8 protein-coding genes and 1 riboswitch are annotated in these 12,054 nt (G+C 66.0%); of the genes, 6 read left to right on the top strand and 2 right to left on the bottom strand.

From position 1 onward, the window contains the following. The first annotated feature begins 89 nt into the window (after positions 1 to 89). A riboswitch (glycine riboswitch) is annotated at positions 90 to 180 on the top strand. Between the two features lie 143 nt (positions 181 to 323). The 4 genes from gcvP (at position 324) to ACTNFK_RS09290 (ending at position 6,273) form a co-directional block, all read left to right on the top strand. Beyond that, positions 324 to 3,182 (top strand): aminomethyl-transferring glycine dehydrogenase, encoded by a 2,859-nt coding sequence (gene gcvP, locus ACTNFK_RS09305; protein ID WP_435936876.1) that lies wholly within the window; start codon positions 324 to 326, stop codon positions 3,180 to 3,182. A 50-nt stretch (positions 3,183 to 3,232) separates the two neighbouring features. Next, positions 3,233 to 4,450: a glycine cleavage system aminomethyltransferase GcvT gene (locus tag ACTNFK_RS09300; RefSeq protein WP_435936877.1), complete on the top strand. Its 1,218-nt coding sequence runs from the start codon at positions 3,233 to 3,235 to the stop codon at positions 4,448 to 4,450. A 73-nt stretch (positions 4,451 to 4,523) separates the two neighbouring features. After that, complete coding sequence (gene gcvH / locus ACTNFK_RS09295) at positions 4,524 to 4,901, top strand: glycine cleavage system protein GcvH (protein WP_433646870.1); 378 nt, start codon at positions 4,524 to 4,526, stop codon at positions 4,899 to 4,901. A gap of 40 nt (positions 4,902 to 4,941) precedes the next feature. Then, the gene (locus tag ACTNFK_RS09290; RefSeq protein WP_433646871.1) at positions 4,942 to 6,273 is read left to right on the top strand and encodes a M50 family metallopeptidase; all 1,332 of its coding nucleotides are present in this window, start codon (positions 4,942 to 4,944) and stop codon (positions 6,271 to 6,273) included. A gap of 22 nt (positions 6,274 to 6,295) precedes the next feature. Here ACTNFK_RS09290 and ACTNFK_RS09285 read toward each other — a convergent pair whose 3' ends face one another. After that, positions 6,296 to 7,252, bottom strand: a complete 957-nt coding sequence (locus tag ACTNFK_RS09285) for a M15 family metallopeptidase (RefSeq protein ID WP_435936878.1) — start codon at positions 7,250 to 7,252, stop codon at positions 6,296 to 6,298. 95 nt (positions 7,253 to 7,347) lie between these two features. On the opposite strand from ACTNFK_RS09285, the gene ispG reads away from it, so the two are divergent. Then, on the top strand, positions 7,348 to 8,499 hold the full coding sequence (gene ispG / locus ACTNFK_RS09280; RefSeq protein WP_433646873.1) for a flavodoxin-dependent (E)-4-hydroxy-3-methylbut-2-enyl-diphosphate synthase: 1,152 nt from the start codon (positions 7,348 to 7,350) through the stop codon (positions 8,497 to 8,499). Then, positions 8,496 to 9,674 carry an LOG family protein gene (locus ACTNFK_RS09275; RefSeq protein WP_435936879.1) on the top strand — a complete coding sequence of 393 codons (1,179 nt, stop codon included), beginning with the start codon at positions 8,496 to 8,498 and terminating at the stop codon, positions 9,672 to 9,674. The genes ispG and ACTNFK_RS09275 overlap by 4 nt, the downstream gene beginning before the upstream one ends. Here the strand turns inward: ACTNFK_RS09275 and ACTNFK_RS09270 are convergent. Continuing rightward, complete coding sequence (locus tag ACTNFK_RS09270; protein WP_435936880.1) at positions 9,653 to 12,046, bottom strand: ATP-binding cassette domain-containing protein; 2,394 nt, start codon at positions 12,044 to 12,046, stop codon at positions 9,653 to 9,655. The two genes, ACTNFK_RS09275 and ACTNFK_RS09270, sit on opposite strands and share 22 nt — an antisense overlap. Positions 12,047 to 12,054: the final 8 nt, after the last annotated feature.

Raw genomic sequence — 12,054 nt, 5'->3', positions numbered from 1 at the left:
TGCTCGAGGGGCGTGTATGCATCAACTTGGGGAAAGCAAGCGTGATTCCGGGGTAGAATTGCCAGCGCAGACACAACTCAACACGCCGCTCACCCGTCGCGGGAGAGCCCGGCCCAGGCCGGCGCCGTAGGAGCAATCCCTCCCCGGGAATCTCTCAGGCCCATGTACCGCGACGAATAGGCAACTCTGGAAAGCAGCGGGCACGCGCCCGCTCACCGACGGTGCAAGGGAGCCCACAGGCACCCGAATCTCTCAGGTTCCCTACAGAGCGGGGAGGATCACAGTCGCGAGGCCCGAGGGCCCCGCCCGATCCGGAGAACCCCTTGAGCACACGCGCACACGCCGCCACCTTCGCAGACCGACACATCGGCATCGCCCACCCCGCAGACCGGGCCGCCATGCTGGCGGAGCTGGGCTACCCGAGTCTCGACGCGCTCGTCGACACCGCGGTGCCGGAGAGCATCCGCTCGCACGAGCCGCTCGATCTGCCGCCCGCCCGCAGCGAGCAGGAAATCCTGGCGGACCTTCGGGACTTCGCGAGCCGCAATGTGGTGAAGACCCAGATGATCGGCCAGGGCTTCTACGACACGCACACGCCGCCGGTGATCCTGCGCAACGTACTCGAGAGCCCGGCCTGGTACACGGCATACACGCCCTACCAGCCCGAGATCTCGCAGGGCCGGCTCGAGGCGCTGCTGAACTTCCAGACCATGGTGGCCGACCTGACGGGGCTGCCGATCGCGAACTCGTCGATGCTCGATGAATCCTCGGCGACGGCAGAGGCCGTGCTGCTCATGCGTCGGGCGGGCAAGGCCACCGCCGATGCGGTGACCGTGCTCGATGCCAATCTGTTCCCGCAGACCATCGCGGTGGTGCGCGGGCGCGCCGAGGCGCTGGGCTTCGAGGTCATCGTTGCCGACCTCACCCAGGGGCTGCCAGAGGGCGCGATTTCGGGCATCGTGCTGCAGCAGCCGGGTAACGACGGCGCGGTGGTGGATCACGCGGCCCTCATCGCCGAGGCCAAAGCGCGCGGCGCGATGGTCACCGTGGTGGCCGACCTCCTGGCGCTGACCCTCATCGTGCCGCCGGGCGAGCAGGGTGCCGATGTCGCGGTCGGGAACACCCAGCGCTTCGGGGTGCCGCTCTTCTTCGGCGGGCCGCACGCGGCCTACCTCGCGGTGCGGCAGGGCCTCGAGCGCACGCTGCCGGGTCGCCTCGTGGGGGTCTCGAAGGATGCCGCGGGAGCCTCCGCGTACCGGCTCGCGCTGCAGACGCGTGAGCAGCACATCCGCCGTGAGAAGGCCACCAGCAACATCTGCACCGCGCAGGCGCTGCTCGCGATCACCGCGTCGATGTACGCGGTCTACCACGGGCCGCAGGGGCTGCGTGCGATCGCGCAACGCACCCACGCGCACGCCCGCACCCTGGCCGCGGCGCTCGTGGCCTCCGGCATCGAACTCGCGAGCGATTCCTTCTTCGACACGGTCGTCGCCAGGGTGCCCGGCCGCGCGGATGCCGTCGTGACGGCGGCGGCCGACGCGGGCATCAACCTGCGTCGCATCGACGCAGACAGCGTCGGGGTTTCGGCCGACGAGACTACGACCGCCGAAACCATCGCGGCGGTTGCACGAGCATTTGGCGCGACGGTCGCGGAGGCGACCGTGATCCACCCCGGAGATCTCGGCTTCGCACCCTCGCTTGCGCGCACGAGTGACTATCTCACGCATCCGATCTTCCACTCGGTGCGCAGCGAGACGCAGATGCTGCGCTACCTGCGCCGCCTCGCCGACCGAGATCTGGCGCTCGATCGCACCATGATTCCGCTGGGCTCGTGCACGATGAAGCTCAACTCGACCGCCGAGATGGAATCGATTTCGTGGCCGGAGTTCGCCGGGATCCACCCGTATGTGCCCGCGGAGCAGAGCGTGGGCTGGCGCGATCTCATCGCCGATCTCGAAGCGCGGCTCATCGAGATCACCGGGTACGCGGGCATCTCGCTGCAGCCGAACGCTGGCTCGCAGGGCGAGTATGCGGGTCTGCTCGCGATTCGCCGCTACCACCTCGCGAACGGCGACGCGGCGCGCGATATCTGCCTGATTCCCGCCTCCGCGCACGGCACGAACGCGGCATCCGCGGTGCTCGCGGGCATGCGCGTCGTCGTGGTCAAGAACACCGAAGACGGTCACATCGACATGGTGGATCTCGATGCGAAGCTCGCTGCGCACGGTGAGCAGCTCTCGGCGATCATGCTCACCTACCCCTCGACCTATGGCGTATACGACGCCGACGTGCGCGAGGTGTGCGACAAGGTGCACGCCGCGGGTGGGCAGGTCTACATCGACGGCGCGAACATGAACGCGCTCGTGGGTCTCGCGCAGCCCGGCAAGTTCGGCGGTGACGTGTCGCACCTGAACCTGCACAAGACGTTCGCGATTCCGCACGGCGGCGGCGGGCCGGGCGTCGGCCCAGTTGCGGTGGCCGAACACCTGCTGCCGTACCTGCCGGGAGACCCGACCGGCGATTTCGCGACCGCAGACGGCGGCGTGCCCGTGGTGGCCACCCTCTTCGGCTCGGCCGGGGTGCTGCCGATTTCGTACGCGTACATCGCCATGATGGGCGGCGACGGGCTGACGCTCGCCACCCAGGCGGCACTGCTGTCGGCGAACTACATCGCTTCGCGCCTTGCCGACTCCTTTCCGGTGCTGTTCACGGGAAATCAGGGGCTCGTCGCGCACGAGTGCATCCTCGACCTGCGCGAGCTCACCGCGAAGTCGGGCGTGACCGCCGAAGACGTCGCGAAGCGTCTCATCGACTTCGGGTTCCACGCACCCACCCTGGCGTTCCCCGTCGCGGGCACGCTGATGGTCGAGCCGACCGAATCTGAAGATCTCGTCGAGATCGAGCGCTTCATCGAGGCCATGATCGCCATACGCGGCGAGATCGACGCGGTGATCGCGGGGGAGATCCCACTCGCGGAGTCGCCGCTGCGGAACGCCCCGCACACGGCCGCCGCGGTGGTGAGTGACGAGTGGACGCGCCCGTACACGCGCGAGCAGGCCGCGTTCCCGGTGGATCGCCTCCGGCAAGACAAGTACTTCCCGCCCGTCGGTCGCATCGACGGCGCGTTCGGCGACCGCAACCTCGTCTGCGCGTGCCCCGCCCCCGAGGCCTTCGAAATCTGACACCGCGCGATCCACCTGACAGTGGATCGCGATGAACGAAAGGCGACCCGATGATCGAGGCGCAGCACACCCCGCTTCGCGCCGAGCACGTGAAGCTCGGCGCGACCTTCACCGACTTCGGTGGCTGGGACATGCCGCTGAAGTACGGCTCGGAGCTCGCCGAGCACCGTGCCGTGCGCGAGGCCGCGGGGCTCTTTGACCTCTCGCATATGGGCGAGATCTGGGTCGAGGGGCCGGATGCCGTCGGGTTTCTGAACACCGCGCTCGTGGGTGACCTCGGGAAGGTGGCGGTGGGTCGGGCCAAGTACTCGCTGATCTGCGACGAGCGCGGCGGCATCATCGACGACCTCATCACGTACCGCCTCGGCGACGAGCGGTTCCTCGTGGTGCCCAACGCCGGCAACGCCCCGGTAGTGTTCGAGGCCTTTCTCGAGCGGGCGGCGGGCTTCGACGTCAGCGTGACCGACGCGTCGGCGAGCACCTCCCTGATTGCGGTGCAGGGGCCGGCGTCGGCGCAGATCGTGCGTGAGCTGATTTTGGCGGGTGCGGTTACTGGTGATGTTGCTGGTTCGGGCACACAGTCTGGCGCTCGTGCTGTAGATGCTCCTGCTGTGGGAGCTGGCAGCGCTGACTCCATAGAGACTGCGGAACGCGTGCTGGCGCTGCGCTACTACGCCTGCACCGAGGCGGAAATCGGTGGCATCCCGGTGCTCGTCGCGCGCACCGGCTACACCGGCGAAGACGGCTTCGAGCTGTACGTGCCGAACGAGCGCGCGGCTGAGATGTGGGTCGCGCTGCTCACCGCGGGGGAGCCGCACGGGTTGATTCCGGCGGGGCTCGCCGCGCGCGATTCGCTGCGTCTCGAGGCCGGGATGCCCCTCTACGGCAACGAGCTGAGCCGGGAGGTCACCCCAGTCGAAGCCGGCCTGGGCACGGTGGTGTCGTTCGCGAAGCCGGAGGCATTCGTCGGGCGCGAGGCGCTTGAGCGGGTGCAGGTGCAGGGAGCCGGGCTCGCGCTTGTGGGCCTACGCGGCCTCGGTCGCCGCGCGGGCCGCGGCGGGTACCTGGTGTACCCGGGTGATGCCGCTGATCCCGCGATCGGCCGCATCACCAGTGGACAGCCGAGCCCCACCCTCGGCACCCCAATCGCGCTCGCCTACGTCGAGCCCGAGTTTGCCGAGATCGGCACTTCCGTGAACGTCGACCTGCGTGGCAAGCTCGAACCATTCGAAGTCGTGTCACTGCCGTTTTACCGTCGGCACGCATAGGCGCGCGATCCACCATCGTTCCTACCCACGTCTTTCAACCACATTTTCAGCCCAGCAACGAAAGAAGAATGACATGAGCACAGTTCAGCCAGGCCTGCGGTACTCGGCAGAGCACGAGTGGATCAACGACGACAGCCCAGTGACGGTCGGGATCAGCGCCGTCGCTGCCGACGCGCTCGGCGAGGTCGTCTACGTGGAGCTACCCGAGGTGGGCGCACAGCTGACCGCGGGCCAGGTCTGCGGCGAGATCGAGTCGACCAAGTCGGTCTCCGAGCTGTTCGCTCCCGTGTCGGGAGAGGTGGTGCAGATCAATGAGGCGGCGGCCGCCGATCCCGCGCTGATCAACTCTGACCCCTACGGGGAGGGATGGCTGTTCCGCGTCGCGGTCAGCGACGAAGGCCCGCTGCTCTCGGCTGAGGAGTACGCCGCCGCGAACGACGCGGAGCTGTAGCCCGCAGCGCTCACCAAGCTCCGCGCGCTAGCCTGATCGGGTGCAAGACGTGCTGCTGTATCTCCTGGGCATCCTCATCATCGTGATCGGGCTCGCCGTGTCGATCGGCCTGCACGAAATCGGGCACCTGGTACCCGCGAAGCTCTTCGGCGTCAAAGTCACGCAGTACATGATCGGCTTCGGGAAGACCCTGTGGTCGCGGCGCCGCGGCGAGACCGAATACGGTGTGAAGGCGATCCCGCTCGGCGGCTACGTCGCTATGACGGGCATGTACCCGCCCGAGAAACCGGGCGGCGGCGCGCGCGCCTCGAGCACCGGGTTCTTCGACACCATGGTGCAAGACGGGCGCGACGCGAGTGCCGAAAGCATCGCCGAGGGCGAAGATCACCGCACGTTCTACCGGCTTGCCGTGTGGAAGAAGATCGTCATCATGCTCGGCGGGCCCCTCATGAACCTTGTGCTGGCGTTCGTGTTTTTCGGCATCGTGCTCATGGGGTTTGGGGTTGCGCAGAACACGACGACCCTGGGCGCGGTGAGCCAGTGCCTCATTCCGGCGTCGAGCAGCGCGGTCGAGTGCACGGCGGCGGATCCCGCGGCTCCCGCCGCGGCTGCTGGCCTCACGCCCGGCGATCAGGTCGTCGCTATCGATGGTGCCGAAATCACCACCTGGGAGCAGTTTCGCGACATCGTCAGCCAGGCCCCCGGGCAGGCGCTCCGCGTGACCGTTGAACGGGCCGGAGCCGAACAGACGGTGACACTGACCCCCGCGCCCAATGAGCGTTGGGCGACCGATGAGAACGGTCAAATCGTCGAGGGCCCGAATGGCGACCCCGTAGTAGAGACCGTTGGTATGGTCGGGGTCACGCCCACGGCCGAGATGGTGCGGCAACCGGTTACTGAGGTGCCCGTCTTCGTCGGCGAGAACATCGCGAGCGTCGCCCAAATCATCATCGGCCTGCCTCAGCGCATGGTCGATGTGTGGAACGCGGCATTTGGCGCGGAGGAGCGCGACCCGAACGGCCCGATCAGCGTCGTGGGTGTCGGCAGGCTCGCGGGCGAGGTCGTGAGCATGGACGAGGCCCCGGTCGCCGCGCGGGCGCAGACGATGCTTGGCCTGCTGGGCTCACTGAACGTTGCCCTGTTCGTGTTCAACCTGGTACCGCTCATGCCCCTCGATGGTGGCCACGTCGCTGGCGCATTGTATGAGGGCGCGAAGCGCGGTCTGGCGAAGCTGTTCCGCAGGCCCGACCCGGGCCCGGTTGACACCGCAAAGATGGCCCCCGTCACGTTGGCCGTCGTCATTGTGCTCGGCGCCATGAGCATCCTGCTCATCTACGCCGATCTGGTGAAACCGATCTCGCTCTTCGGCTGACCGTCAAGCGTGATTCACCGCGTTAGTACCCGGGTGCCGCGGGAAGACCGAAGTACTCCTCAAGGTTGACGATACCCTTCGCGCGCATATCGGTGGCGATGTCGATGCCCACGTAGCGGAAGTGCCAGGGCTCGTAGATGTAGCCCACCACGCCCTGCTGCCCGTTGTCGTAACGCAGGATGAAGCCGAACTGGTGCGCATTCTCGCGCAGCCACAGGCCCGTAGCGGTCTCCCCGAAACACGACATGAAGGCGCAGCCGGAACCGTCGTCGAGGTCGGCGGCGAGCCCGGTCTGGTGCTCGGAATGGCTGGGCCGTGCCGAATAGGTCTCGGCCGCGGCGACTCCGTCGCGGGCTGCGTAGTTGTTGAACAGGCTGGTCTGCATCCAGTAATCGCGATGCGCGCTCGTGATGATGAACGGCACGCCTGCTGCGGTCGCCGACTGATACATCTGCTGCAGCGCACCCGCAGCCTCGGATCGCAGGGGCTGCCCGTTGGTATTGGGGATGCCCTGCGGCATCACGAGATCACTCGGTGCCCACTCGGCAGGCTGCAGTGGGCGCTGCTTGTTCACGACGACAGTGATCGAGTTTGGGTCGTCGAGACTTCCTTGCGGTGCCGGGGCCTGCTCGGGTGTGGGTTCCGGTATCGGTTCGGGCGCTGGCTCGGCAGTTGGGGTGGGTGTGGGTGTGGGTGTGGGAGTGGGAGTGGGTGTTGCCTTCTCCGGTGGATCGGGTCGCTCAGCCGCGACTTCGCCGCGGCTGCCGTTCGCCGCAACCGCCCAAGCTGTGGCTCCGCCACCGAGCACCACGAGAAGAGCGACCGCTCCGGCGATGAGGGCGCGACGCTTGCGCGCGAGCGTCCGCGCCGGCCGGCGGCGGAGGTGCGACTCAGGGAGTGCGGTTGCACCCGGAGCTTCGGGGGTGGTCTGATCCTTGCGTGCCGGGTTGGTGGGGTCTTCAGGAGGTGAGATCGACATCAGCTGTTTCCGTGAGTTTCTATGGGGCACTGCGATCCTACGTCAGGAGGCTGGTTCCAAGGTCGCCCCGGGTCGGCCGCGCTAGACTCCATGTCGTGGCTGCAATCAATCTCGGAATGCCGAAAGTACCCGAAGTTCTCGCCCCGCGGCGCAAGTCCCGCGAGATCAAGGTCGGGTCGGTGATGGTGGGCGGAAACGCGCCCGTGTCTGTGCAATCTATGACGACGACCCCGACGACCGACATCAACGCGACACTGCAACAGATCGCCGAGCTCACGGCTTCCGGCTGCGACATCGTGCGCGTCGCGTGCCCGAGCCGGGATGATGCCGAGGCGCTGCCGATCATCGCGAAGAAGAGTCAGATTCCGGTCATTGCTGACATTCACTTCCAGCCCAGCTACGTCTTCTCGGCCATCGATGCAGGGTGTGCGGCGGTCCGCGTGAATCCGGGCAACATTCGCAAGTTCGACGACCAAGTCGGCGAAATTGCCCGCCGAGCAAAAGCCGCGGGAGTGTCGATCCGCATCGGTGTGAACGCTGGATCGCTTGACCCGCGTCTGCTCCAGAAGTACGGCAAGGCGACCCCCGAGGCGCTCGTCGAGAGCGCAGTATGGGAGGCGTCGCTGTTCGAGGAGCATGACTTCCACGACTTTAAGATCTCGGTCAAGCACAACGACCCAGTTGTGATGGTCAAGGCATATCGGCAGCTCGCAGAGCGGGGCGATTGGCCGCTGCACCTCGGCGTGACCGAGGCCGGCCCCGCCTTCCAGGGCACCATTAAGAGCGCGACCGCGTTCGGCATCCTGCTGTCCGAGGGCATCGGCGACACGATCCGTGTGTCACTGTCGGCGCCTCCGGTCGAGGAAGTAAAGGTGGGGCTGCAGATTCTGCAGTCGCTGAATCTTCGCGAGCGCAAGCTCGAGATTGTGTCGTGCCCCTCGTGCGGACGTGCGCAGGTCGACGTGTACACGCTGGCGGAGGAGGTCACGAAGGGCCTCGAGGGTATGAGCGTGCCCCTGCGCGTGGCCGTCATGGGCTGCGTGGTGAATGGCCCGGGCGAGGCGCGCGAGGCCGATCTCGGGGTCGCATCCGGCAACGGCAAGGGCCAGATCTTCGTGAAGGGTGAGGTCATCAAGACCGTTCCCGAGAGCGAGATCGTGCGCACTCTGATCGAAGAGGCCAACCGTCTCGCCGCCTCAATGCCCGCGAGCGAGACGGGCACACCCGAGGTGGTCACCGTTTCGTGAGCAACACTGACGCGCGCGCGTCGGTGGGCGCGCCAGATCCCGAGTTGAGCGACGCACTGTCGTCGTTGCTCGACCAGGCTGGCGTGACCTCGCACAGGAAATTGGTATCGCGGATCCTGGCCACGGGAATCGGGCTCGGCCTCGATGACACCGAACGGCTTGACCTCAAGATCTCCGCCGCAGCCCTCGAAGAAATGCGTGAGGCGTTTCAGGTGTTTGCAGCGCATCGCGGAGTGCCGAAGGTCACGATCTTCGGATCCGCGCGCACACAGTCGCACGATCCACTCTTTGAGCAGGCTGAGGGCGCGGCCCGTGGTCTCGCGCTTCGCGGGTGGATGGTGGTTACCGGAGCCGGGCCGGGCATCATGGAGGCGGCAACCATCGGGGCCGGGCCCGATCGTTCGCTCGGAGTGTCGATCCGGTTGCCCTTCGAGGAGAGGCCCAACGCTGTTGTCGCCCACAACGAGCGACACGTCTCCATGAAGTACTTCTTCACTCGCAAACTGATGCTGGTGAAGGAATCGCGCGGATTCGTGTGCTTGCCTGGCGGCTTCGGCACGATGGACGAGACGTTCGAACTCCTCACCCTGCAGCAGACCGGCAAGATGGTGCCCGTGCCGATCGTCCTGCTTGATCGACCTGGTGGAACATTCTGGCGCGGATTCGAGCGCTTCGCGCTTGAGCAGCTCGAGGGCAGCGGGGTTATTTCACCCGGAGATCTCGACCGAGTGTTGATCACCGATTCCGTCGAGGAAGCCGTGGCCGAGGTCACGGGCTTCTGGCGCAACTATGACTCGCTGCGCTGGGAAAAGAAGCGCCTGGTTATGCGGCTCAGGGTGGCACCGACCGTCGCGGAGCTTGACGAGCTGAACCATCGCTTCTCGGGAATCTTGGAATCCGGTCGCATCGCACACACCGATCCGCTTCCGGCGGAGTTACGTGACAACGACCGGCTTCACCTTGCTCGAGTGGTGCTGGTTCCCAAACAGCGTGCCGTCGGAGAACTCCACCGCCTGGTTCGCGCGCTCAACTGCCTCGCATCTGCCCCGGAAGAGATGGGGCTGCCCGGTGCGGAGGCAGAGGGCGACGACTCGGGGACGACGGTGCCCGCCGAACGCCGGAGTGACAAGGATCCGGTTGAGCCAGGTCTTCCTCAGGATCCGCTCGCCGATTGACCGCTCCCTACGTACTGTGCGAGATGCTGCCCGGTCAGGGTTGATTGTGTCGCAACAAGCTCTGCTGGCGCGCCCGCGAACACCACGCGGCCGCCCGCCAACCCGGCACCCGGACCCAGGTCGATGAGGTGATCGGCGTGTGCCATCACCGCCTGGTGGTGCTCGATGACAATCACCGTTGTGCCGGCATCGACCAGACGATCGAGCAGCGCGAGCAACTGCTCGACATCGGCCAAGTGCAGGCCAGTCGTGGGTTCATCGAGTACAAAGATCGAGGCATTCTCTGCCATCGCGATGGCAAGCTTGAGGCGCTGTCGCTCTCCGCCTGAGAGCGTCGTGAGGGGTTGCCCGAGCGTCAAGTACCCGAGGCCCACATCGACCATGCGCTCAAGGATATTTGCGGCCTTCGCCACCTTCGATTCGGGCGCAGCAAAGTACTCCCGAGCCTCAATCACGCTGAAGGCGAGTACCTCGACGATGTTCCGTCCCCCGAGTCGATAATCGAGCACATCGCTCTGGAACCTCTGCCCCTCGCACACCTCGCACACGCTCTCGACGCTCGCCATGACACCCAGGTCGGTGGTGATGACTCCGGCACCCTTGCACTCAGGGCACGCACCCTCCGAGTTTGCGCTGAAGAGTGCCGGTTTGACCCCGTTCGCCTTCGCGAACGCACTGCGAATCGGGTCGAGCAGCCCGGTGTACGTCGCCGGGTTGCTGCGGCGCGAGCCCTTGATCGCGCCCTGATCCACCGAGATCACCCCGTCTCGATTCGCCACCGAACCGTCGATGAGGGAACTCTTGCCGGATCCGGCGACTCCGGTGATGACGGTCAGCACCCCGAGTGGAATGTCCACCTCGAGATCGCGCAGATTGTTGCGGGTCGCGCCCCGAATCTCCAGCACACCGGTGGGGGTCCGCACTGCGGGCTTCAGTCGCGCCCGGTCATCCAAGTGCCGACCGGTTACGGTGTCGCTGCGGCGGAGGCCGTCGACGGTGCCCTCGAAGCAGATTCGCCCGCCCGACTTGCCTGCCCCTGGGCCGAGATCGACGACGTGGTCGGCGATCTCGATCATCTCGGGTTTGTGCTCGACTACGAGCACCGTGTTGCCTTTATCGCGGAGACGTAGGAGCAACTCGTTCATGCGTTGAATATCGTGTGGGTGCAGGCCGATGCTCGGTTCGTCGAAGACATAGGTCACATCAGTGAGGCTCGAACCCAGATGTCGGATCATTTTCGTGCGCTGCGCCTCACCACCGGAAAGCGTGCCTGCCGGGCGGTTGAGACTCAGATATCCGAGCCCGATCTCCACGAATGACGTGAGGGTGTCGCGCAGGTTCGCCAGCAGTGGTGCGAGCCCGCGCGCCTGGGGCTTCGCAGCGAGATCGGCGATCCACTGCGCGAGGTCACTGATCTGCATCGCGCAGGCATCGGCGATATTCACCCCCTCGATGCGCGATGAACGCGCGGCCTCGCTGAGGCGCGTGCCCTCACACTCGGGGCAGATTTGAAAGGTGATCGCTCGATCCACAAACGCGCGAATATGCGGTTGCATCGCCTCGCGATCCTTCGAGAGGAATGACTTCTGGATCTTCGGAATGAGGCCCTCGAAAGTGACGTTAATGCCGTCGACCTTGATTTTGGTGGGTGCTTGATACAGCAAGGCCTCGAGCTGCTTCGGGGTGAAGTTGCGGATCGGGGTGTCGGCATCGAAGAACCCGCTGGCTCGATAGATGCGCCCGTACCAGCCGTCCATGCTGTACCCCGGGATGGTCAGGGCCCCCTCGTTCAGGGTCTTTTCGGCGTCAAACAGCGCGGTGAGGTCGAAATCGGACACACTGCCACGACCCTCGCAACGCGCGCACATTCCTCCCGTGATGCTGAACTCGCGCCGCTCTTTCACCGTGCGACCGCCCTGAGTGTGCGTGAGTGCACCGGCGCCGCTCACTGAGGCGACGTTGAACGAGAAGGCCTGCGGTCCGCCAACATGGGGCTGGCCCAGTCGGCTAAAGAGAATGCGCAGCAACGCGTTGGCATCGGTCGCGGTACCCACGGTGGATCGCGGGTCGCTGCCCATGCGCTGTTGATCGACGATAATCGCCGTCGTGAGTCCCTCGAGCACGTCGACATCGGGGCGTGGAAGCTGTGGCATGAACCCCTGCACGAACGAACTGTATGTCTCGTTGATGAGGCGCTGAGACTCGGCGGCGATGGTCGAGAAGACCAGCGAACTCTTGCCCGATCCTGACACGCCCGTGAAGACCGTGAGGCGGCGCTTGGGCAGTTCGACGTTGATGTTCTGCAGGTTATTTTCGCGTGCGCCCAGCACTCGGATCGTGTCGTGCGTATCAGCGGGGTGCGGTGTATCCATGGCGACAG

It is taken from the genome of Leucobacter fengyongliangi (genome assembly GCF_052386045.1).
Note: the sequence above shows the minus strand (reverse complement) of the source record. Positions and strands in the feature narration are given on the sequence as shown.